Source organism: Acinetobacter sp. YH12108 (assembly GCF_013419055.1).
GTDB lineage: Bacteria > Pseudomonadota > Gammaproteobacteria > Pseudomonadales > Moraxellaceae > Acinetobacter.
In genome coordinates, this window is sequence record NZ_VPAW01000002.1 from 194,663 (window position 1) to 216,365 (window position 21,703).

Sequence of the window (21,703 nt, forward strand, 5' to 3'; positions counted from 1 at the left end):
CATGAATTAAAAAAAGCCCGCACAATGCGGGCTTTTTACTATCTCAAAGCTGATTTATTCCTGTAAGAGTTGAGCTGCCAGTTTTTCAATATTTCCCATTTCAGGATGTACAGCAGCGACATTGGCTAAAATCGTCACTGCCTTTTTCTTGTTTAAATCAATCATCAAAATAGCAGAATGCCCTGCGGTATTTCCCCCATGCCAGATGATTTTGGTGCCATTTTCCTGTTCTCGCACAAACCAGCCCAATCCCAATTGGTAGCTACCTGCTTGTTCTGTGGTTGCTTGCTGAGTTAATTGTACTGCCGCATTTTTTGCATCGAGTTGAGCTTGTGCAAATCTGGTTAAATCTGAAGCTGTAGAGAGTACACCGCCCGCAGGTAAAAAGGTATCAAATGCCCAGGTGGTGATTTCTTTTCCTTGGGCATCAAATGCAGACACAAGTTGCTTAGCTGCTTGATCAGGCGAGGTATAGCTATGTTTCATCCCATACTTTTTAAAGACATATTCATTGAGTAACTCAGCAAAATCCTTATTTTGCGATTGACTCAAACTCTGTCCCAATAAAGCCACAGCCAAATTAGAATAATGTGGCACTTTTCCACTGTTATTTGCATGTTCAAGCTCTAAGGAATTTTTTAAATATTCTTCCAGTTTAGCTGCATCATATTCCTTATATGGATCAGTATCATCATCTACTTCCAAATTACTCGGTAGTCGTGGCAGTCCAGACGTATGATTGGCTAAATCCTGAAAGCGAACCTGGATATTGTCCTTGAATGGAAAGGCATAATAAGGATTAATCTTGTCATCCAGTTTAATTTTATTTTGTGTCACCAGTTCAGCCAATATGGTTGATGTCATCACTTTGGTCAGAGAACCAATTGCAAAGATTTTATCCTGATTGGCCTTGGCCTGGATTTTGTCCTTATGCTTCTGTACTCCATAGTAATGGGGTTTGTCCTGATCTAATACCGCTATCGCTACTTGAGTTTGTTCTGGAAAAGTACGAGTAACCTGATAAATTTTCTCTGCAATCGCTTTTGGATAGCCTTGAATAGCATTGACTGTCTTATTATTTGCTGCGGTAGATTCGATATAGGGCGTAAATAAAAGGCCGGAAATCTGTTGATCATTATTCAAACTCATGCTGAGTTTCAGACGATCTTTTTCAAAGTTGGCCTTATAGACTGCAGTCTCTTTGCCTTTAGACTCTATATACTCAATACTTTGGATTGTGCCGAGTTGCTGCTGCAAGTCTTTAGAGACTTTTTCAAACATATTTAAAGGAATTGCCTTTTTCGCTTCAGGTGAAAACTTTTCAAAAATTGCTGCATAATTTTGCGCATTAAAATCCTGCTGAAACTGGGCAATAACTTCCTTTTCAATATCCGATTGTGCATAAAGACTGCTCATATAGAGCAAGGATGATAAAAACAGTGATATTTTCTTCATGAGATCAGTATTGTTCCTTAAGTTTATAATGCACTTTCATAAAAATTATTGAAATTAAACATTTTTATAGACTTAATACAGTGCAACGAATAGTTAAAAAATAAGCAAAATATATTCCATATCATTCTATTTTTTAGGGCAGATCAATTCATCCAAGTTTTTGCCCTGTCTATTTCCCATTTTATACTTGTTGTTCTTAAGCTCCACTCGAACTGGTTCAAAAATTGCTTATGAATTGATAGATAGCATAGTTAATTATTCCAGAGAAATTTCTCGGAATAACTTAATGATGTTATGTACTTAGCCAATTATTATTTGTTTTCCTCACTGAGACTTGGGTAACTTTTTGTTATATGACTTGTCAGCGTCTAATTGCATCATTAACATGACATGCAGACCTGAAATATAAGTCCGTGAAAGATAACAAAAAAAATATCAGAAATGTAATGGAGCTTAGCAATGTACTATCAATATCACTGTGCGTGCTGCGATAAAGTTGTGGAAGCTGGCCAAAAAGAATGTCATGCCTGTGGCTCACATAATATTCGCAGCCCTTATGGTTTTTGGATTTTATGTCTGGTGGCCTGTCTGGTTACTGCAATCGCGTTCAAGGTAATGCATGTTTATATCCAGTCACAGCAGCAGGAAGTGCCAGCTCAGTCGTCTTTATTTGATGTGCTGCAACAAGATAATAAACGTCCGCGCTAATTTTTTATCCTCCAGCAAGACCTGACTTGGATCAGGTCTTTTTTATGCGTTTTTAACTTGAATATGAAACGCTGCCAGAATAGAAAATTTGAATTACAATAAGTCATCTTGCAGTGAGAGATGAAAATGGTTCAGTTAATTAAAAAAGGCGGCTTACGTGAGCGTGCCAATCGCAGTCGCAGTTATCAGGGTTCGGAAAATACTGAGGCCACCCTTAAACCGAATCGTTATCAGTCTCCAGTGCAGAAACAGGATCATCCAGTTTCTGACGCTTCCGCTGCACAGCAGCTTTCTAACGAAAACTCCTCTGTCACTCCATCAAATTAAGATTTTTAGTTCATTAGAACTAGCGCGTCATACCATAACCAGACTGCAAAAATCAGGAATAATCCGCCTGAAATCATATCGATATAACTTCCTGATCGCTGGTAAGCCTCTTTAATTTTAGGATGGGAAATTAACAGCATCAGTAAAGTAAAAGTGATAAATGTTTGCAGCGGAATAATCACTGCCAGTTGCGCTTTTAAATAATCAGAAGCTGATGAACTCAGTGCAAGTGAAAATACGCTACTGAAATAGATCAGGGTTTTAGGATTCGACAGATTAGTCAATAAACCCTGCATAAAATAACTTTTTGGTGCTTCTACCGTATTTAAATCATCTTGAGTTTGATGTCTGTTCTGAAAACTTTGCCAGCCACTTTTTAGCATGGCCCAGCCCATTTTGGCCAAAAATAGCCCACCGATGACCATCAATACTTGCTGAATCCAGGGAAACTGATCGATCAGTACGGTAAAGCCAGCTAGCGTCAATATCACCCAAACCACGATCCCCGCTGAAATTCCGGCAATCACCTTTAAGGCATTCATACGTGTCGTAGAAGCAGCACTTTTTGCGATAAGTAAAATGTCAGGACCCGGGCTTAATTGAGCAACAAAATGCAGAAAACAGATGGTAAAAAGCAAGGACATTTAAAAAAGATCAAATGGTAAAAAAACTATTATAACTTTTGTTTAATGAAATTAGAAAGTTCCAATAAAAAAGCCGAATCATGAGATTCGGCTTGAAGCATTTATATTGAAAGCGTGATTTTATTTCTTGTTCACATCTTTCATTTCAATTTTCTTGGCTTCCGGGGTCACTTCACGAGCTTCACCATCAATAATGGTTGAATCGCCATGCCCCCCCTGCTGGTTCTGCATATCCTGCATTTGACGCATCATTTCAGCAAACGGGTTTTGGCCTGCACCACCACCGACATCGCCCATCATGCCACCCATCATTTTTTCCATCATGGCTTGCTGACGTTTCATCATCATTTTCATCATGGCTGCCTGGAAAGCACGTTGTACAGGTGGAATCAGCATTAATACCGCAAGCACATCACTAATCAAACCAGGAATCAGCAGGAAAAAGCCGGCTAAGATTTTAGGCAAATTATTTGATAATGCCGGATCTGCACTCATCTGTCCCATCTGCATTTGCTGCATTTGTGGCATTACACCGGCCGAATATTTCCGGATCAGGTTCATACCGATAAAGAAAGCCGCCACGAACCAGAAAAATACGTACCACATGCTCCCGACAAGGTCACCCACGCCAATCCATACAAATACTTCGAGGACTAAGCCGGCCAGGATAATAAGAAATAATTTCATGAAAATTAATCTAATCTCAGTAAAATAAATATTAGGATGCTGTAATCAACTGCTTCATCAGGATCAAGCTTTTTTGATACGCTTATGTAACAATATGGGCATTATTTTATTTTTAAAGTGCAGGCATGTCATTAATTATTGGGATTGATCCCGGTTCGCGTCTAACAGGTTACGGTATCATCCAGAAAGAAGGTTCAAAACTCACTTTTGTTGATGCAGGAACGATTAGAACTGAAACAGCGGAAATGCCTGAACGTTTAAAACGAATCTTTGCTGGTGTCGAACGAATTGTCAAATTTTACGGCCCGACCGAGGCTGCTGTGGAACAGGTGTTTATGGCACAAAATCCGGATTCTGCTCTCAAACTGGGTCAGGCTCGTGGTGCGGCAGTCGCAGCCTTGGTGAATCTGGATCTGAAAGTTGCCGAATATACGGCACGGCAGATCAAACAGTCTGTTGTGGGCTATGGCGCTGCAGACAAAGAACAGGTTCAGATGATGGTTATGCGTATTCTGAACCTGACAATCAAACCGCAACAAGATGCTGCCGATGCACTTGCTGCTGCGATTTGTCATGCTCATGCTTCAGGCAGCATGAGTAAAATGGCCGTATTGAATGCCTTAGGCGGTATGGCACGCGGACGCAGCCGGGTCAGCACCCGTCGTCGTTAGTCTTTAGTTAATACTTTAAAATCCTGAAAATCCGCGTCTTGAAGATTCAAACTCTGCTGATGAATTGCAGTGACTTCTGCACGTTGTGATCCAGTTCTGCTGAGCTGGATCATGTCCTGAACAATCGCTTCCTTCCCAACAATGACAGCCTCGACTTCGCCTGTTTCCAGATTACGCACAAAACCCTTTAAACCTAATTGAATTGCCTGTTGTTCAAACCAGCGACGGTAGCCCACGCCCTGCACTTTGCCCTGAATGATCAAATGAATGGCCTGCATTTTTATTGTCCTTAGTGGTTCACAACCTGGTAAATGGCATGTTTCATATCTTGCGCCTGCAAGCCACGTTCACCTTTTTTCGCCAATACATCACCGGCAAGTGCGTGCAAAGTTACGATTTCATGTAAATGGGTGGCATCTTTAAATTGGGCTTTCAAACTTGCGATCATGCCAGCAAGTACATCTCCCATTCCTCCGGTTCCCATACCGGCATTGCCTGCGGTACAGATGAAAAGAGCATCTTCTAAAATCAGGCTACCTGAACCTTTGAGCACCCATTGTCCCTGATATTTTTGCTGGAGCTGTTGAATTGCCTGAATACGATCTGCTTCGACTTCTGATGCTTTCATTTCTAACAAAGTAGCCGCTTCACCCGGATGTGGTGTTGCATAAGTATGGGCATTCAACTTTTGTGGTGATTTTGCCAGAAACCACAAGGCGTCTGCATCGAGAACTGTCTCCAGTTCTGATTGCTGAATCAGGTCAAACCAGTATTTATATTGCTGTTCAGCCCAAGTATCTCGTCCTAACCCCATACCAAAACAGACAGCATCCACATGACGAACTAAAGCTTGGCGTTGCTCAGCATCTAGCGCATTAATATCACGCAGCATGATATTCGGAGCACGTGACAAAATGGCAGTATGATGTTTGGCATCACAAACCACAGTGACCTTACCTGCACCGGCAGCAAAGGCTGCCTCAGCTGCCATAATGACCGCACCGCCCATATCGGCATGCCCCCCAATCACGAGCACATGCCCATAACTGCCCTTATGTCCAAAAGCTTCACGTTTAGGCAGATGAATTTGAGTCGAGGAAAGTTGAGCTATGGGTACAAGTTCAGCATCGGAAGGAATAGCCGAGATGATCTCTACCTTACCGGCATATTCTTTGCCTTGTCCGGTAAATAGTCCTGCCTTTAAACCTAAAACACTAAAACTATAATCTGCCTTAATGGCGACTGGCAAAGGCTGGCCTGTATTGGCATGCAGTCCGCTTGGAATATCTACTGCGATTTTGAATCCTTGCTGGGCATTAATACTTTGAATAATCTGTTGCCAATTTTCATTCAGATCACGGTTCAAGCCGATCCCAAATAAGGCATCAATATAGACATCATATTGTTTCTGAAAATTAAAACCTGAATAAGTGGCTATACCGATTTCCTGAGCTTCCTGGATTGCTTGAGCCAGATCCTGTGATGGACCGGGTTCTGCTGCGTAAATATCTATTTCAAAACCGGCCTGTTTTAAATATTTACCTACCAGATAGCCATCACCGGCATTATTACCCTGACCGCAACACACAGCGATTTGAGTCAATTGCTGTTGTTCCAACAAAGGGACGAGTCGCTGCGCAATCGACCATGCCACCTGTTGCATCAAACCATAAGAACTATTTTGCTTGCCAAACCACCGCTGCTCCCATGCTTGTATATCGTGGCTATGATAAACTTGCTGCTGCATTTCTTATTTCCTGTTTCTGGTTTATGACAACACCCGATTCCCAAGCGCAAATTCAAGTTTATCAACAAGATCCAAATGAACTGAAAGCGTGGATCAAAGAGCAGGCACGAGAGCTGGGTTTTTCTGATTGTGTCATTGCCAAACCGGATGCTCAAGCAGAATTAGTGCGCTTGCAGGAATATTTAGACCGCGGCTATCACGGTGATATGAAGTTTCTGGAAGAAAATCTGGAAAAACGTGCCGATCCCACACTGCTTATTCCCAATACCAAATCCGTGATCTGTGTACGAATAGATTATCTGGTCGATCTTCCAGAACCGCGCTTAGTGCCCTATGCACCAAATTCTGCAATTATCGCCCGTTATGCCCGTGGTCGTGATTATCATAAAACCATGCGCGGGCGCCTAAAAATACTGGCTTCTAAAATTCGGGAAAAAGTCGGTGAATTTGAATCCCGCCCCTTTGCAGACTCTGCACCTGTATTTGAAAAATCTCTGGCCGAGAGTGCGGGTATGGGCTGGACTGGCAAACATACTTTATTAATCCATAAAAAATCCGGATCTTTTTTCGTTTTAGGAGAACTGTTTAGCTCACTGGAACTGCCTTTTGATGAGCCTGCAAGCAAACATTGTGGCTCATGTACAGCCTGTATTGATATTTGCCCGACACAGGCTATTGTTGAACCTTATATGCTAGATGCACGTCGCTGTATTGCTTATTTAACCATTGAGTATAAAGGGATCATTCCAGAAGATTTACGTCGAGGGATTGGTAACCGGGTCTTTGGCTGCGATGATTGTCAGTTGATTTGTCCATGGAACAGTTTTGCTCAAAAAACCAATATTGAAGATTTTCACCCCCGACATGGACTGGATCAAGTGAGTTTACTGGATCTCTGGCAATGGGATGAAGCTACATTTTTAAGCTCAACTGAAGGCAGTCCATTACGCCGTACCGGCTATCAAAGCTTTATGCGCAATATTGCGATTGGCTTAGGTAATGCGCCTTTTGATCCGCAGATTGTTCAAGCCTTACAAGCTCAGCAGAATCAACATGATGAGATTGTACAAGTTCATATTGACTGGGCCATACAGGAACAACTGGCAAAATCCCGGTAATTTTCAATTTTTACTTCGGTTCACATTTTCTCGTCAAAGCCTTACACAGTTACTGTGCAAGCTATGGCATAAAGGAAAAAGAATAGAAATAAAGCCGGAGGTGGATATGCAAAAGTCATCTGATACACAACATCAAAATCAGGAACAGCTTGAAGAGTTGCAACATCAACACCAGAAGCAGCAACAACAGCAACAGCAGCAGTCACAACATGGCCCGCTTGGCTCTCCAAAAAATAACCAGCACGAACAAGATGAACGTGTATTAAACAAGCAACATCGTAGTGATTTACAAAACCAGAATATTCACGGAAATCATCGTGAATAAACTCCGATCAAGAGTTCAACTACAAAGCTCACCTTGTGTGGGTTTTGTTTTTTCTATAAGGTCATATTTTGCTAATGAAGATGGCGATACTTTTACTTAAGATGGAGCCTGATAAATAAATATGAACAAGGATGGACAGATGAACAGTATTGATCCAATACGTAATGATTGGTCTCGTGCAGAAATTGAAGCCCTATATCAACAACCTTTAATGGATTTGCTCTTTCAGGCTCAACAGGTTCATCGTCAATATTTTGATGCCAATACCGTTCAGGTCAGTACCCTGCTCTCTATTAAAACCGGTAAATGCCCAGAAGATTGCAAATACTGTTCTCAGTCCGCACATTATGACTCCAAACTCGAAGCGGAAAAACGAATCGCAGTAGAAAAAGTAATTCAGGAAGCAAAAGAAGCTCTTGCCTCTGGCAGTTCACGTTTCTGTATGGGAGCAGCATGGCGTAATCCGCATGAACGTGATATGCCTTATGTACTGGACATGGTACGTGAAGTCAAAGCACTGGGACTCGAAACCTGTATGACTTTAGGCATGCTGAATGCCTCACAGGCAGAACGCCTGAAAGATGCAGGACTGGATTATTACAATCACAATCTGGATACGTCACGTGAATACTATTCACATATTATCAGTACCCGCAGTTTTGATGACCGATTGGATACACTGGATCATGTGCGTCAAGCGGGTTTAAAAGTGTGTAGTGGTGGCATTGTCGGCTTAGGTGAAAGTCGTAATGACCGGATCGGTTTATTGTTTGAGCTTTCTACCCTTCCAATTCATCCGGAATCTGTGCCTATCAATATGCTGGTGCCAATCGAAGGCACACCGATGGCAGATGTTGAAAAACTGGATGTGATTGAATGGATTCGAACTATTGCAGTGGCCCGCATTCTGATGCCAAAAAGTTATATTCGTCTTTCGGCAGGCCGTGAATCACTGACTGACTCAGATCAGGCATTGGCATTTATGGCAGGCGCCAACTCAATTTTCTCAGGCGAAAAACTTCTAACGACTCCAAATACAGCCAAAGGTCGTGACCAACAGCTCTTTGAAAAATTGGGACTGGTAGCAGAACAACCAAAGCCAAGCATCCGCGCATTGGCGACTGATGCAATGGCAAGTTAATTGAAATAATTCAAGATGCTGAAAAGTTATGCGCAGTAATTAAAATGCCATAACTGGCATTGAGATAATCACCGATCCGGATCTGGTCTGTTCCATTGGCATGATGTACGACCAGTTCCTGCGTCAGTGCATCAAAACTAAAAGAGTCATAACAGTCCTGATGCAGGCTTAACCAGTGTAAAGTGTCAGCCAGATTTTCATCTACAATATAGGTTTTGGCATGGAAATCTTTGCTCATTTAAGCCTTCTCATCATGTGGTACTGGTAATGATTTTAATGGATATGAGTTTAGATTAAATATAATGGATATAAAAAAGTGAGCATATCGCTCACTTTTTCTTGCAGTATTTTTTAATCTCTTTGGGTACCACATTTGCGGCATTCCCAATCTGCCCCAATTTCCTCCATTTGCTGGTATTCATAAATGTGCAAGCAGAATAGTTTTTTCAGTAGTTGAAGCATTATAAAACTCCCGTTTCATCATTTTTAAAATACGCTTCTTTAGGCACCCTTCCTGAGTGTCGATTTGTTGTTCTGGATAAAAACCACCTCTAACTTATAACCAGAATTTTTCAAAATGTAAAACCTATTTCATTCATTTTTTCAACTTTCCGATAAAGTTAAATTTCAATTGATTCATGCTTTTAATTAGCATCTGTGATCTATATCTCAAATACCACTTATTAAAGATTCTCTACTATAAAAAAAGCGAACCGAAGTTCGCTTTTTTGCTTTTATTTAGAAGAAACCAGCTGGCTTGGTTGAATAACTCACCAACAGGTTTTTGGTCTGCTGGTAATGATCCAGCATCATCTTGTGGTTTTCACGACCGATCCCAGATTTCTTGTAACCACCAAAGGCTGCATGGGCCGGATAGATATGATAGCAGTTGGTCCAGACACGACCCGCTTCAATGGCACGGCCAGCGCGATACGAGGTATGTGCCGAACGTGACCAGACACCAGCACCTAGGCCATAAATCGTATCGTTGGCAATCTTGATGGCATCATCAAAATCTTTAAAGGTGGTTACTGCCAGTACCGGCCCAAAAATTTCTTCCTGGAAGGTACGCATATTATTGGTGCCTTTAAAGATGGTCGGTTCAATGTAGAAGCCTTGCCCGACTTCCTGACGTACACCGCCACCAACAAGCACTTCTGCACCTTCGCCGCGACCTGTTGCAATACACCCCAGAATCTTGTCCTGCTGTTCCTGCGATGCCTGCGCACCAATCATGGTTTCAGTATCGAGTGGATGACCAGTTTTAATACGTTTAACCCGATCGATTGCCAGTTCCAGGAACTGATCAGCAATACTTTCCTGGACCAAAGCACGTGATGGACAGGTACAGATTTCCCCTTGGTTCAAGGCAAACATGGTGAAACCTTCCAGTGCTTTTTCCAGATAATCATCCTGCTGCGCCATGACATCTTCAAAGAAAATATTTGGTGATTTACCACCAAGTTCCAGTGTCACCGGAATAATATTTTCAGTGGCATATTGCATGATTTGCTGACCTACAGCAGTCGAACCAGTGAAGGCAATTTTGGCAATACGCGGATTCACAGCCAGTGGACGGCCGACTTCAACACCATAGCCATTCACGATGTTTAATACACCTTCAGGTAACAGGTCCTGAATCAGTTCAGCCAGTACCAGAATACTGACCGGGGTCTGCTCTGCCGGTTTCAGAACGATACAATTGCCTGCGGCCAAAGCCGGTGCCAATTTCCATGCTGCCATCAAGATCGGGAAGTTCCATGGAATGATCTGACCAACCACACCTAAAGGCTCATGGAAATGGTAGGCAATGGTATCTTCATCAATCTCAGAAATGCCGCCTTCTTGCGCACGGATACAGCCGGCGAAATAGCGGAAGTGATCAATCGCTAAAGGAATATCAGCAGCCAGGGTTTCACGGATTGGCTTGCCATTGTCCCAGGTTTCAGCCACCGCCAGCAGTTCCAGATTGGCTTCGAGACGATCAGCAATTTTGAGCAGAATGTTAGAGCGAGTCGTTGGAGATGATTTATTCCATTGTGCTTTAGCTTTATGCGCAGCATCCAGCGCCAGTTCGATATCTTCCACGCTAGAACGTGGCACTTTGGTAAACAGCTTGCCATCTACAGGAGAAATATTATCAAAGTATTCGCCTTTGACTGGCGGCACCCATTGCCCACCAATAAAGTTGTCATACTGGGCTTTGAAATGAACTTTTGAGCCAGGCTGGTTCGGATCGATATAACGCATATGTATTTCCTTTGCTTATTTTAATCTTTAAAAATGCTGCATCTACAGCTTTGGTATAAGGTACATCCGTACTCTATTTAGTTAACATACGCGTTATAAGGTTGGAGAAAGGTTGGCACTCAACCGATTTACATTTCTTTTGATTCCTCATAAAAACAATAAAAATTACATTTGGATGTAAATCATGAATTATTGTGAGAATAAGGAATGATGACAGAACAGAGCTTGATACAACAAAGGCAAAAAATTGATCAGCTTCGTCAAAGCAGCAGTTTATCGCCTTCACATGCAGCACAACTCGAACAGAGCATCGTTAGCTCCTGGCAACGCTCTTCTTTAGCCGAGATTCCCAAAAATCGTCTGGCTGCCCCATTAACAGATATAAAACAAATCAGCACTTCTTCGGCTTTAAGTCATGCCTTGGAACATTGTGCTGAAAGTTTGAGGCATATTGCCGAACAGTCCTCTATGGTTTTGGCCGTTGGAGATATTGGCAGTACGGTACTATGGCGGGCCTCCTGCCCTGAATTGCGCACAATTGCTGATAATATTCACTTAGTTGAAGGCGGTCAGTGGCGTGAGGAACTGGTCGGGACCAATGCCCTTGCCCTGTCGATCAAAACCCAACAATCGAGCTGCGTGTTTTCCAGCGAACATTACATGCCTTCCGTGCAGGATCTAGTCTGTTATGCCTCCCCCATTATTGATCCTTATTCCAAACAGATTCTAGGGGTTATTGATCTGTCCACCCACTGGCAAAAACATAATAGCTTAGGGCTATTAGCAGCCGAACGTTGTGCATCCATCATTCAATCTGCTTTACTGGAATCGCAAAAACAGCGTTTATATATTCGTGCCTTTTCTGTCCCGCAGGTCATTTTTAATGGTAAAACCCTGACCATAACCCCACGCCAGACTGAAATTCTCGCTATTCTGGCTTTATTCCCACAAGGTTTAAGTCTGGATCACTTGCATCAGGCACTTTATGGCGAACGTAAAGTCAGCATGGGTACGCTAAAAGCTGAAATGTCACAGTTACGAGATATTCTGGGCGGTATGCTTGGTTCGCGCCCTTATCGATTGCTGGCGCATGTTGAAGCAGACTTCCTGCAAACCGAACAGTCTTTAGATGCAGGTTATATCGATTCAGCCTTAAAACTTTATACTGGAGTTTTTCTGGCAAAAACTGAAAGCCCATTTTTATGTGCATGGCGGGATTGTCTGGAATCACGTCTCAGTGATGCTATTTTCAAAGCCAATGAAACTGATGTGCTGCTGAAACATGTAGCACGTTTTCCTGAAGCAATTGATGCGGTTGAACGTCTGATTGAACTGATGCCAAAAGGTCATCCAACACATCAAACCCTGCTTAAATTTCAGGATATTTAAAAATCAGATCATTTCTTGTTTGGCTTCTTGTTAGCAAGATAATTACGGCTATCTTCCATTGAGAAGATTCCAACTTATAAAAATATAAAAAGCATTTAACTACTTTAGAATTATAATTTTTTATTATAACATTTTATTGATTTAGCTCATGCTACGAATAAGCTTTTAGCAATACTCTGCTCATTCCAGTATTTTATTATTATCGAGTTCATTCAGTTAATTTTAATAAGCTATACCCTGATGAATTAACTGCCCAAATATATTTTTTGAAAGCAAAAATTTAGGCAAAAAAAAAGAGCAACGCCTGCTCTATATCCTTATCAAGGGTGTAAGGATCAGCCAAGAATATCGCATGGGGATACATTTATCTTGGCGCACTTCACTAAGAAGTGCGAACAGGGTTGCATAAAATGTAAGTCTGTCGAGTGGAGAGAATCGACTTACATAGAGGCTTACAGCGCCGCTTTAAAAATCTCTACGACTTGTGCATGGCTAGCCTTACGCGGGTTGGTCAGCATACAGGCATCCTTTTGCGCATTTTCTGCCATAATGGCAAGGTCTTCCTCTTTAACCCCTAAGCCTTTCAGACCAGATGGAATTCCAATTGAAGCTGAAAGCTGGCGAATGGCATCAATCGCTGCATAAGCTGCTTCAGTCACAGTTAATCCTTCAGTATTTACACCCATCAACTGGGCAATTTTTGCATAGCGATCCGGACAGGCAATCAGGTTAAATTCGCATACGTGCGGTAGCAAAATCGCATTACATACACCATGTGGCAGGTTATAGAAACCACCCAGCTGGTGTGCCATCGCATGCACATATCCGAGTGATGCATTGTTGAATGCCATGCCTGCCAGATACTGTGCATAGCTCATAGCATCACGTGCTTCAATATTTTCACCATTTGCTACTGCCTGACTCAGCCATTCACTGATCATGGTAATGGCCTTTTCTGCACAGGCATCCGTAATCGGATTGGCTGCCGTAGAAACATACGCTTCTACCGCATGGGTTAAGGCATCCATACCAGTCGCGGCAGTTAAGCCCGCTGGCTTGGCAATCATCAATTTAGGATCATCGATCGCGATCAATGGTGTACAACGCCAATCCACAATTGCCATTTTGACATGGGTATCGGTATTGGTAATGATACAGAAGCGTGTCATTTCCGACGCTGTACCCGCTGTGGTATTGACTGCAATAAGCGGTGTCATAGGCACAGTACTTTTATCAATACCTTCATAGTCGCGGATATGACCACCACCGGCAGTCACCAGGCCAATACCTTTGGCACAGTCATGTGAAGAACCGCCACCGAGTGATACAATAAAATCGCAGCCGTTGTCATTGTAGACTTGTACGCCATTATGAACGTTAATATCTGTTGGGTTTGGTTCTGCACCTGGGAAGATATGGCTGTCAACACCAGCCTCTTTTAAATAATTTGCGATGGTATCTGCGACACCAAATTTGTATAAGCCTTCATCGGTCACAATCAGAGCTTTCTTGGCACCTAAATTTTGTGCTTTAACGCCAATTTCTTTGGCACAGCCTGGACCGAAAAGTGAAACACAAGGGATATAAAAACCGTTTGTTTGATCTGCAATATTCTTAAAAGCCATGGTTCGATTCCTTCTACCATTCATCTTATTATCGGTGACCCTCACCGTGATTTAAGTATTCAATGAACGATAAAAGAATCCCACCTACTAAAAGCCTACCTTATGATAAGAGATTGAAATTTTAGTTATTTTTGAAGATAGATAGTGCTTAAATGAATTCAAAAAATAAAAAAGCACCTAAGAGTATTGCTCCTAGATGCTTGATGTATTTGGTGGGCCCAGACAGACTTGAACTGTCGACCAACGGATTATGAGTCCGCTGCTCTAACCAACTGAGCTATAGGCCCTATATAGACTGAATTTGTTATATTTCAACTAGTTCAGGCGCATTGAATACTAGCCAAGATTAGATCAAAAAACAAGTACTTTTCTTTCTGCTTGCACACTTAGCCAGCAACCATTTTTTATCCTTAATAACTGCCCTGTTTAGGATTTAAGACTTCAGTCTAATTTGAGTTAGCAAAGCCCTAATATGACATCTATATTTTCTATCTAAAATAAAGAGAGCTACGCTAATTATTCGAATATCAAATCGATAAATTGATCGCTTTTACGTCTCAATATATCCATAATCAATAAAAATACCAACTATTATATATGGAAATATAATCACAGGAAATATTCTTTAAAAATCTATAAAGGCTAAAATTCTGATTCCAATTTCTCGTCTTTACGCAAATCCATATAGATTTCGATTAAAGACCATACAATAACCAGTGCTAAAAGAAGCATTGAGAACATGAAAGCTGTAATATACGTCATAGGTTTCAATCTCAGAGAGAAAATGACCAGAAAATAGAAAAGACACAATTTCTTCTTTTCTTCGACAAAAGTCTAATAACTAAAATTTGTGCTGGATAGTCATTTTTTCATCATTTTAAGACTTATTTTATATAAGATGATATTTCCTAAGGATTATTAAGTATTTATTTATATCTTTCAGGTCTTAAAAAACTATTTAATATACATTTTTAATTTTGGATTTTTTATATTATTAATGAATTTTAATTAAAGCCTATTGACTGTGAATAAGAACAGGAAGAAATTATGCAGTTCATACCGTTAGCTCTTATTTCTTTCTACTTATGCTAAACAAATTTATTGGCGAATCTGCATTTAAACTTGCCGGTTGGCAATATCATGTCGAACCCGATGTACTCGAAGATAAACAGGTCATTGTCGGATTTGAACATACATCCATGATGGATGCAGTTCTATCTTTGGCACTCTTTAAAATGTATGACATCAAAATTCATACCCTGATCAAGAAAGAACTGTTCAAAGGCCCAATGAAACCAATTCTGGAAGCCATGGGTGGTATCGCGGTCGACCGTAAAGCCAATAAAGATATTGTCAGCGTAATGGTTGAACATTTTCAGAATAATGAAAAATTCAATCTGGTGATCGCACCTGAAGCCACCCGTGCCAAAAATGGTGAAGCGCGTAAACCGATCCGTACCGGTTTCTGGCATATTGCCAAAGCTGCCAATGTGCCAATTGTGCTTATGTACGCCAATTCCAAGACCAAGCAAGGCGGGATTTTTGGCAAAATCTACCCGACTGATCTCGCGCATGATCTGGCTTTAATCAAGCAGCTCTATAAAGAGAATGTTGGTCTGGATATCATTATCCCGGAATAAACTTTCCATAAAAGGGCTTGAGAATAATGTTTCACCTGCCCTTTTATTATTTAGGCATTTTCTCAGCAAACATTTTCTTAAGTTTTTATTTACATTTATTGCTTTGCCTTTCTATTTTATTGCCTATTTTTTTGGCATTAGCATTAAATCTCAAATCCAGACTCTTTTTTCAAAAAAAGAGCTTATGGTAGAATCGGCGCAATTCGATAGGCATACAGCCAATCTACAAGGAGCATATTTCGCATGGCGGGTCATTCCAAGTGGGCCAATATTAAGCATCGTAAAGCAAAACAAGATGCCAGTCGTGGTAAGTTGTTTACCAAATACATTCGTGAATTAACAACTGCTGCCAAACTCGGTGGCGCTGATGCGGGTAGTAATCCTCGTCTACGTGCTGTTGTAGAAAAAGCATTATCTGTAAACATGACACGTGATGTGATCAACCGTGCAATTCAGCGTGGTGCCGGTGGTGAAGATAACGATGATCTGAAAGAAGTAACCTATGAAGGTTATGGCGTAGGCGGCGTTGCGGTTATTGTTGAAACCATGACAGATAACCTGAACCGTACGGTTCCTGATGTACGTCACTGCTTTACTAAAACTGATGGTAACCTCGGTACCAACGGTTCAGTATCCTTCCTATTCACTAAACGTGGCGAAATTACTTTTGAAGATGTGTCTTTAGAAGATCAAATCATGGAAGTGGCGCTTGAAGCGGGTGCTGAAGACATCGAAGTGGATGAAGATGAAATCCTGGTGATCACTACGCCTGAAAGCTTCGGTACAGTACAAGATGCTTTAGCTGCTGCAGGTTTAAAATCTGATAACGCTGAAGTGGTGATGAGCCCGTCTACCAAAGCTGAAATCACAGATATCGACCAAGCGAAAAAAATCATGAAAATGATCGATATGCTTGAAGACCTAGACGATGTTCAAAACGTTTATACCAACGTTGAATTCTCTGATGAAGTTTTAGCGCAACTCGATGCCTAATCTTCTATGAGATCAAAACGCACCTTCGGGTGCGTTTTTTATATGTGTTAAAAAATGCCTGGAATTTTAAACCTTATTTAAAAGACCACTACAGTTAAAAACATTATATTCCTTGATCACAAAGCTGGAATGCAGTGCTACGACATGCTCGATCTTGCCGATTCGGCTTAATAGAATCTGACTATAATTTTCCATATCACGTGCCACAACTTCAACAATAAAATCTGCAGACTGCCCTGTCACCAGGAAAGCGTTAATGACTTCCGGAATATTTTCTAATTCTTCTAAAAATTTGGCAAAAGTATCGCTATCATGCTTACTCAAGGAAACCTGCAACAGTACATGCAGGCTAAAGCCCAATTTTTGATAATTAATCTCGCGCTTCAAGCCACTGATAATATTATGATCGATCAAATGCTTGATCCTGCGGTGTACCGAACTCACAGATAAATTTACTCTCTCCGAGAGTTCATTCAGATTGACATCTTCATGGGTCAAAATTTCAAGAATGTGCTTATCAAAACGATCTAATTCCATCTTTAATCTCTTGCCATTTTATTCAAATACATCATTGTTTTGCTGATAGTATTGATAAATTTTTCATAAATTACCAGTTATTTGAAAAAAAATGCCAGACCCCTCTCAATGACCAGTTTTAAGTCATGCTTATGGTCATTCGTCGTATAAAACAAATTTTCGATAAGCGACGCTTTTAAATAAATCATTCTTATTTATCACTAAACTATTTATGAATAAATACTATGACGCTGATAACTGGATTTTCAAAGCATGATTAATTCAACTTAGATTTACACTTGTATAGAAATTGAATAAGAATTGAGCGTTTTATCTAAAACACATAACAAACATAACAAGATAAAAATTCGCAAGGAACGGTTATGGCTTTTAGTATTCTTAGTTCAATTAAAACTAAACTCAGTCCAGTGCTCACGACAGAGACACAAAATACGAGTTTACTTGGTGGTTTATTGGGTGGCAGTCTTTCTGGCATTATTGGTTCTATTACAGGTTCTACCGCCTCTACCCCTTCCCTAGATTCTCTCTTAAACAGCCTGCTTTCTGGCAAAAGTTTAAATTCCAGTTCCCTCACTGATTTAATTAGCCAATTTACAGGCTCAAATGCTTCTAAACTTGATATCAATAATTTAATTAGCCAGTTAACAAAAGCCAATGGTGGCAGTTTTGATATAGGTTCAATCAGCAATCTGCTTGGCAGTTTAATGGGTGGTAATACATCAACCCTGGATTTAAATGCGGTTATCAAATTAGTAAGTGGATTGATGGGTGGCAGTACTGGCAATGTAGACCTCGGTAAAATTGCTGAACTGGCTAGCAACTTATTGCAAGGTGGCGACCTTGATCTTACCCAAATCACTCAACTGCTGAGTGGCCGGATTGGAGGTACTGGTGGTCTTGGTGGAACAGACATTGGTGCCATCGTCGGTATCGTCAGTGGTCTCATCCAAGGTGGTGATATTGATATCGCACAAATTGCTGAACTGGTTAGTGGCTTAATTGGTGGTTCTGGCGGACTTGGCGATGTAGATATTGGTCAAATTGCCAATCTAGTCGGTGGTCTCATCAGTGGCAATGCCGCTAGTGATCTCGACATCGGTGCAATTGTTGACTTGATCAGCGGATTGATCGGTGGCTCAACAGGTAGTTTAGATACCAGTTCAGTCAATCTGTTAGCCAGTAACCTAATGAGCAATGCAAGCAGTGACCTTGATATCGGTGCTATTACCAATTTGCTCAGTGGTCTAATCAGCAATTCAGGCAATATCGATACGGGCACCATTGCGCAAACTGTAACGCAAAGCCTGATGCCACTGCTTGCATCGATTGATACAGGTAACTCATCCATTGATATGGATCAACTTACCCAAGTTTTACCAACAGTGGTTGGTAGTGTGACTACATTGGTATCTGCAATCAGTTCTGCAGGTTCAGGTAATGTGCCAGACACCATCGCGGATGTACTAAAAGGCATCAATCCACTGTTGAATCTATTAGCGAATAGTGACGTTCTTGACGCTGATCAGGCAGAAATCGTGAATTCTCTTTACGATGTCTTGAATGGCGTACAAGTGGTGCTGGATTTTGTGAATAACCCATTACTGCTCACCTTATCCAGCGACCTCAACAATGTGATTACAGCACTAAAACCAGTGATTGCGCTGATTGATAGCGAAGGTCAATTCTCGGATCTTCTGGATGGTGTTCAGTTTCCTGAAATTGGCGACCTGCTCGGGTCACTCGGTTCTGGCGTGCCAAGCTTAGAGAGTTTAGGTTTGGATGCATTCACGGATAGTCTTGGCAATTTAGTCGGTAACAACTCGTCCCTACAACTGCCTGATCTTAGCGAATTGATTTCCGGCATTAGTAATACTGATACGGCTACGAATATCAGCATTACTGAAATCCTCCCAACCATTAAAGAAACTATTACCAATATCTCAAGTGGTAGTTCCCTGCCGAAGTTTGACTTTAGCTCACTGCTCAGTGGCTTCAGTAAAACAAGTGATATTGATCAAACCAGCCCTTGGAGTTAGTTCTAATCTCATAAAAAAACGCGCTTTATGCGCGTTTTTTTATTTCATTTTTAATTTTATACACCGCGCCAATCAACACGGGCATTGCGCTCATTACGATACATCTTTTGAATATATTGCCCTAATGGCAACTCAGCCAGATGACTTTGATATTCCCGGTATTCATCCGACATCGATTCAAAGCTTTCCCTCTCCCACGGCGTTCCCGGAATAGCCAATAGAGGGGCCAAAATAGAACAAACCGCAATATCGGCCAGAGAGAAACGCGAACCGACGAGATAAGGTCCTTCTTTTTCCATACGGATCTGATTAAGCTGCTCAACCGAATCCTTGATAAATTGTTTGGACTGTTCCAGTGTTTCTTCAGTCAAGGCATAACCCTTGGTCAAAATGGTTTTTAGCAATGGCTTGGAGAATTTTTCAAACTGGCGCAGATAGCCTTTTTCTCCAATCAGAATATCCATCGATTCATGGTCATGCGATAAAGCCTGAGCCAGCATCCAGCGACGCACATGGCGGCCTAATTCTTGGGTGATTTCATCAATATCTAGTGCCTGCTGACGCAAGCTTGCTTCTGCAGGTAGCAGACGGTGTTCAGGATATTGCTCATCCAGATATAGAGCGATTTTGGTCGAATCCGCAATCCACCGTTCCTGATCACGCAGAATCGGTAAACGGTTTTGTCCAGTTTTCAGGCGGGCAAAGGCACGATGGGCACCCGGCATGAGGTTTTGCGCGACATATTCCAGCTCTTTGTAATCCAGCATCCAGCGTGCCTTTTCACAAAAATGAGAAAGTGGAAACTGGTATAAGATGCGCATAAATTCTCCATGCTTGTTTTTAGGTTAGATCGCATTAAAACCATCTAATTTAGTCGGATACTTTAGTCACCCTAGCCTGGAAATACAATGAACTTTTTATTCCAAATAAAGATGTTGCTTATTCAGCACGACGATGAGTATTTTTATACATTTTTTTGTCTTGATTATCTATAAAGCAGATATGCACTGCTTTAAAAACATCTATTAAAATTAAGAAATTATTCAAAATCTATTTAATTTTAATCAGTTACTATATTCCAAATTTATAAGAATCTAGCAGTTTTTATCTTAAAGAGCTTTTTTTATAAGCTTTGCAAAAGCAATTGCTTAATTACATAAAGCTTTCGCTGTAACGTTTTGGCATCGATTTAGGATGTCATTATGTCTCGTTTAACTTCTGAAAAAGTTCATATCATCGAAAATGATCTCGACGCGATTAATGCTGCTTATCAGGTTGCAGACTTTGCCCTGGAAGGCCGTAATCAGCGTGATCAGCAACGTCTATTACCTTTTGCTGAGATTGACCTGTTCAGCCAGAAAGGCCTGGGCGGCATGCGTATTCCGAAACAGTACGGCGGTGCATTTGTTGCCAATAAAACCCTGGCTCATGTATTCCGGATTATTAATAAGGCTGACTCAAGTGTCGGGCAAATTCCGCAGAACCAGATCGCATTACTCAACATGATCGAGATCATGGGCACAGAAGAACAAAAACAGTTTATTTATAACGAAATTCTAAAAGGTAAGCGTCTGGCGAATGGCGGTCCAGAGCGCAATACCAAAGATACCAAGACGCTTGCCACCACTTTAACATTTGAAAATGGCCGCTATTTTGTGGATGGCGAGAAATTCTATTCAACTGGTAGTAGCTTCGCGCACTGGTTAGCGATTAAAGCGATTCATCCAGAAGGCCATGTAGTACTAACCATTGTCGACCGCAATGCTGAAGGTGTGGAAGTGATCGACAATTGGAATGGCTTTGGTCAACGCACGACTTCGAGTGGTACCGTCAAACTTCAGCATGTCGAAGTTGATCCGCTATTGATTTTTGATGAGCGTCTGTTAGGAAATCAACCAAGCTACCGCGGTGCCTATTCCCAATTGATGCAGGTCGCGATTGATGTCGGCATTGCCGAAGCTGCTTTTGCCGATACGCTGACTGCCGTACAAAAAGCACGTCCAATTGTCGATGCTCAAGTCGAAAAAGCCAGCTTAGAACATTATACCCTGCAGGAAGTTGGCAAATCTTCTGTGCTGCTCGATGCCGCGATTTTACTGCTGGATGAAGCCGCTGAATATCTGGATGAACTGGATCAGCTGGAATCTGTGACTGATGAGCAGGCAGCCAAAGCCTCAATTCTAGTGGCTGAAGCCAAGGTCTATGCCAACGATGCTGCGCTACATATCTCGGAAAAATTACTGGAATTGGGTGGAAGTCGCTCCAGCCTCAGTCAGCACAATCTGGATCAGCATTGGCGTAATGCCCGTGTGCATACCTTGCATGACCCGATCCGCTGGAAGCTGCATGCACTTGGGGGTTATTACCTAAATCATAAACTCCCTGCCCGCCACGCCTGGATTTAAGGATA

General features: G+C 41.5%; 21 protein-coding genes and 1 tRNA gene. 11 read left to right on the plus strand and 11 right to left on the minus strand.

Annotated features, from left to right (window positions below; genetic code table 11):
* Positions 1 to 54: 54 nt before the first annotated feature.
* Complete coding sequence (locus FTU46_RS02430) at positions 55 to 1,455, minus strand: serine hydrolase (RefSeq protein WP_180104265.1); 1,401 nt, start codon at positions 1,453 to 1,455, stop codon at positions 55 to 57.
* A 459-nt stretch (positions 1,456 to 1,914) separates the two neighbouring features.
* Between FTU46_RS02430 and FTU46_RS02435 the strand changes: the two genes are divergently transcribed.
* Positions 1,915 to 2,163 carry a hypothetical protein gene (locus tag FTU46_RS02435; protein ID WP_004784054.1) on the plus strand — a complete coding sequence of 83 codons (249 nt, stop codon included), beginning with the start codon at positions 1,915 to 1,917 and terminating at the stop codon, positions 2,161 to 2,163.
* 126 nt (positions 2,164 to 2,289) lie between these two features.
* Positions 2,290 to 2,490 (plus strand): hypothetical protein, encoded by a 201-nt coding sequence (locus FTU46_RS02440; RefSeq protein WP_005236199.1) that lies wholly within the window; start codon positions 2,290 to 2,292, stop codon positions 2,488 to 2,490.
* 5 nt (positions 2,491 to 2,495) lie between these two features.
* On the opposite strand, the gene FTU46_RS02445 is transcribed toward FTU46_RS02440, so the two are convergent.
* Both FTU46_RS02445 and FTU46_RS02450 read right to left on the minus strand, forming a co-directional pair.
* On the minus strand, positions 2,496 to 3,134 hold the full coding sequence (locus tag FTU46_RS02445; protein WP_159124496.1) for a LysE family transporter: 639 nt from the start codon (positions 3,132 to 3,134) through the stop codon (positions 2,496 to 2,498).
* 120 nt (positions 3,135 to 3,254) lie between these two features.
* Entirely contained in the window at positions 3,255 to 3,821 is a 567-nt protein-coding gene (locus FTU46_RS02450) for an FxsA family protein (protein ID WP_159124495.1), read from the minus strand.
* Positions 3,822 to 3,946: 125 nt separating this feature from the next.
* Between FTU46_RS02450 and ruvC the strand changes: the two genes are divergently transcribed.
* Positions 3,947 to 4,492, plus strand: a complete 546-nt coding sequence (ruvC, locus tag FTU46_RS02455) for a crossover junction endodeoxyribonuclease RuvC (RefSeq protein ID WP_004784062.1) — start codon at positions 3,947 to 3,949, stop codon at positions 4,490 to 4,492.
* Here the strand turns inward: ruvC and FTU46_RS02460 are convergent.
* The gene (locus FTU46_RS02460) at positions 4,489 to 4,770 is read right to left on the minus strand and encodes an acylphosphatase (protein WP_180002180.1); all 282 of its coding nucleotides are present in this window, start codon (positions 4,768 to 4,770) and stop codon (positions 4,489 to 4,491) included. The genes ruvC and FTU46_RS02460 overlap by 4 nt on opposite strands.
* Before the next feature lie 11 nt (positions 4,771 to 4,781).
* Positions 4,782 to 6,239, minus strand: coding sequence for an NAD(P)H-hydrate dehydratase (locus FTU46_RS02465; RefSeq protein WP_180104266.1), 1,458 nt, complete (start codon positions 6,237 to 6,239; stop codon positions 4,782 to 4,784).
* A 23-nt stretch (positions 6,240 to 6,262) separates the two neighbouring features.
* Between FTU46_RS02465 and queG the strand changes: the two genes are divergently transcribed.
* The 3 genes from queG to bioB all read left to right on the plus strand — a co-directional run bounded on the left by queG (position 6,263) and on the right by bioB (position 8,823).
* Positions 6,263 to 7,357, plus strand: coding sequence for a tRNA epoxyqueuosine(34) reductase QueG (queG, locus tag FTU46_RS02470; protein WP_180104267.1), 1,095 nt, complete (start codon positions 6,263 to 6,265; stop codon positions 7,355 to 7,357).
* 106 nt (positions 7,358 to 7,463) lie between these two features.
* A complete protein-coding gene (locus tag FTU46_RS02475) occupies positions 7,464 to 7,682 on the plus strand; it encodes a hypothetical protein (protein WP_005236211.1) in 219 nt (72 codons plus the stop codon).
* A gap of 139 nt (positions 7,683 to 7,821) precedes the next feature.
* A complete protein-coding gene (gene bioB / locus FTU46_RS02480) occupies positions 7,822 to 8,823 on the plus strand; it encodes a biotin synthase BioB (RefSeq protein WP_180104268.1) in 1,002 nt (333 codons plus the stop codon).
* Positions 8,824 to 8,833: 10 nt separating this feature from the next.
* On the opposite strand, the gene FTU46_RS02485 is transcribed toward bioB, so the two are convergent.
* Both FTU46_RS02485 and FTU46_RS02490 read right to left on the minus strand, forming a co-directional pair.
* Complete coding sequence (locus tag FTU46_RS02485) at positions 8,834 to 9,061, minus strand: hypothetical protein (RefSeq protein WP_125279759.1); 228 nt, start codon at positions 9,059 to 9,061, stop codon at positions 8,834 to 8,836.
* Between the two features lie 500 nt (positions 9,062 to 9,561).
* Positions 9,562 to 11,073, minus strand: a complete 1,512-nt coding sequence (locus FTU46_RS02490) for an aldehyde dehydrogenase family protein (protein ID WP_180014192.1) — start codon at positions 11,071 to 11,073, stop codon at positions 9,562 to 9,564.
* A 207-nt stretch (positions 11,074 to 11,280) separates the two neighbouring features.
* Between FTU46_RS02490 and FTU46_RS02495 the strand changes: the two genes are divergently transcribed.
* Positions 11,281 to 12,462 (plus strand): helix-turn-helix domain-containing protein, encoded by a 1,182-nt coding sequence (locus tag FTU46_RS02495; protein ID WP_180104269.1) that lies wholly within the window; start codon positions 11,281 to 11,283, stop codon positions 12,460 to 12,462.
* Between the two features lie 452 nt (positions 12,463 to 12,914).
* Here the strand turns inward: FTU46_RS02495 and FTU46_RS02500 are convergent, their stop codons facing one another.
* A complete protein-coding gene (locus FTU46_RS02500) occupies positions 12,915 to 14,087 on the minus strand; it encodes an iron-containing alcohol dehydrogenase (protein ID WP_159123263.1) in 1,173 nt (390 codons plus the stop codon).
* Positions 14,088 to 14,297: 210 nt separating this feature from the next.
* A tRNA-Ile gene (locus FTU46_RS02505) sits at positions 14,298 to 14,374 on the minus strand.
* A 798-nt stretch (positions 14,375 to 15,172) separates the two neighbouring features.
* Between FTU46_RS02505 and FTU46_RS02510 the strand changes: the two genes are divergently transcribed.
* Together FTU46_RS02510 and FTU46_RS02515 are read left to right on the plus strand one after the other, a co-directional pair.
* Positions 15,173 to 15,727, plus strand: a complete 555-nt coding sequence (locus tag FTU46_RS02510) for a 1-acyl-sn-glycerol-3-phosphate acyltransferase (protein ID WP_166136149.1) — start codon at positions 15,173 to 15,175, stop codon at positions 15,725 to 15,727.
* Between the two features lie 243 nt (positions 15,728 to 15,970).
* Positions 15,971 to 16,720, plus strand: coding sequence for a YebC/PmpR family DNA-binding transcriptional regulator (locus tag FTU46_RS02515; RefSeq protein WP_004784089.1), 750 nt, complete (start codon positions 15,971 to 15,973; stop codon positions 16,718 to 16,720).
* Positions 16,721 to 16,786: 66 nt separating this feature from the next.
* Here the strand turns inward: FTU46_RS02515 and FTU46_RS02520 are convergent, their stop codons facing one another.
* On the minus strand, positions 16,787 to 17,257 hold the full coding sequence (locus tag FTU46_RS02520) for an Lrp/AsnC family transcriptional regulator (RefSeq protein WP_004784091.1): 471 nt from the start codon (positions 17,255 to 17,257) through the stop codon (positions 16,787 to 16,789).
* 362 nt (positions 17,258 to 17,619) lie between these two features.
* Here FTU46_RS02520 and FTU46_RS02525 point away from each other — a divergent pair, with 362 nt between their 5' ends.
* Entirely contained in the window at positions 17,620 to 19,293 is a 1,674-nt protein-coding gene (locus tag FTU46_RS02525; protein ID WP_180104270.1) for a hypothetical protein, read from the plus strand.
* A gap of 56 nt (positions 19,294 to 19,349) precedes the next feature.
* Here the strand turns inward: FTU46_RS02525 and FTU46_RS02530 are convergent, their stop codons facing one another.
* Entirely contained in the window at positions 19,350 to 20,114 is a 765-nt protein-coding gene (locus tag FTU46_RS02530; protein ID WP_166136146.1) for a glutathione S-transferase family protein, read from the minus strand.
* A 381-nt stretch (positions 20,115 to 20,495) separates the two neighbouring features.
* Here FTU46_RS02530 and FTU46_RS02535 point away from each other — a divergent pair, with 381 nt between their 5' ends.
* The gene (locus tag FTU46_RS02535; protein WP_180104271.1) at positions 20,496 to 21,698 is read left to right on the plus strand and encodes an SfnB family sulfur acquisition oxidoreductase; all 1,203 of its coding nucleotides are present in this window, start codon (positions 20,496 to 20,498) and stop codon (positions 21,696 to 21,698) included.
* Positions 21,699 to 21,703 lie beyond the last annotated feature (5 nt).

What these genes read in the sequence shown, in the direction of transcription:
- FTU46_RS02430 (WP_180104265.1), bottom strand. Translation starts at nt 1,455, where the DNA reads ATGAAGAAAATATCACTGTTTTTATCATCCTTGCTCTATATGAGCAGT.
- FTU46_RS02435 (WP_004784054.1), top strand. Translation starts at nt 1,915, where the DNA reads ATGTACTATCAATATCACTGTGCGTGCTGCGATAAAGTTGTGGAAGCT.
- FTU46_RS02440 (WP_005236199.1), top strand. Translation starts at nt 2,290, where the DNA reads ATGGTTCAGTTAATTAAAAAAGGCGGCTTACGTGAGCGTGCCAATCGC.
- FTU46_RS02445 (WP_159124496.1), bottom strand. Translation starts at nt 3,134, where the DNA reads ATGTCCTTGCTTTTTACCATCTGTTTTCTGCATTTTGTTGCTCAATTA.
- FTU46_RS02450 (WP_159124495.1), bottom strand. Translation starts at nt 3,821, where the DNA reads ATGAAATTATTTCTTATTATCCTGGCCGGCTTAGTCCTCGAAGTATTT.
- ruvC (WP_004784062.1), top strand. Translation starts at nt 3,947, where the DNA reads ATGTCATTAATTATTGGGATTGATCCCGGTTCGCGTCTAACAGGTTAC.
- FTU46_RS02460 (WP_180002180.1), bottom strand. Translation starts at nt 4,770, where the DNA reads ATGCAGGCCATTCATTTGATCATTCAGGGCAAAGTGCAGGGCGTGGGC.
- FTU46_RS02465 (WP_180104266.1), bottom strand. Translation starts at nt 6,239, where the DNA reads ATGCAGCAGCAAGTTTATCATAGCCACGATATACAAGCATGGGAGCAG.
- queG (WP_180104267.1), top strand. Translation starts at nt 6,263, where the DNA reads ATGACAACACCCGATTCCCAAGCGCAAATTCAAGTTTATCAACAAGAT.
- FTU46_RS02475 (WP_005236211.1), top strand. Translation starts at nt 7,464, where the DNA reads ATGCAAAAGTCATCTGATACACAACATCAAAATCAGGAACAGCTTGAA.
- bioB (WP_180104268.1), top strand. Translation starts at nt 7,822, where the DNA reads ATGAACAGTATTGATCCAATACGTAATGATTGGTCTCGTGCAGAAATT.
- FTU46_RS02485 (WP_125279759.1), bottom strand. Translation starts at nt 9,061, where the DNA reads ATGAGCAAAGATTTCCATGCCAAAACCTATATTGTAGATGAAAATCTG.
- FTU46_RS02490 (WP_180014192.1), bottom strand. Translation starts at nt 11,073, where the DNA reads ATGCGTTATATCGATCCGAACCAGCCTGGCTCAAAAGTTCATTTCAAA.
- FTU46_RS02495 (WP_180104269.1), top strand. Translation starts at nt 11,281, where the DNA reads ATGATGACAGAACAGAGCTTGATACAACAAAGGCAAAAAATTGATCAG.
- FTU46_RS02500 (WP_159123263.1), bottom strand. Translation starts at nt 14,087, where the DNA reads ATGGCTTTTAAGAATATTGCAGATCAAACAAACGGTTTTTATATCCCT.
- FTU46_RS02510 (WP_166136149.1), top strand. Translation starts at nt 15,173, where the DNA reads ATGCTAAACAAATTTATTGGCGAATCTGCATTTAAACTTGCCGGTTGG.
- FTU46_RS02515 (WP_004784089.1), top strand. Translation starts at nt 15,971, where the DNA reads ATGGCGGGTCATTCCAAGTGGGCCAATATTAAGCATCGTAAAGCAAAA.
- FTU46_RS02520 (WP_004784091.1), bottom strand. Translation starts at nt 17,257, where the DNA reads ATGGAATTAGATCGTTTTGATAAGCACATTCTTGAAATTTTGACCCAT.
- FTU46_RS02525 (WP_180104270.1), top strand. Translation starts at nt 17,620, where the DNA reads ATGGCTTTTAGTATTCTTAGTTCAATTAAAACTAAACTCAGTCCAGTG.
- FTU46_RS02530 (WP_166136146.1), bottom strand. Translation starts at nt 20,114, where the DNA reads ATGCGCATCTTATACCAGTTTCCACTTTCTCATTTTTGTGAAAAGGCA.
- FTU46_RS02535 (WP_180104271.1), top strand. Translation starts at nt 20,496, where the DNA reads ATGTCTCGTTTAACTTCTGAAAAAGTTCATATCATCGAAAATGATCTC.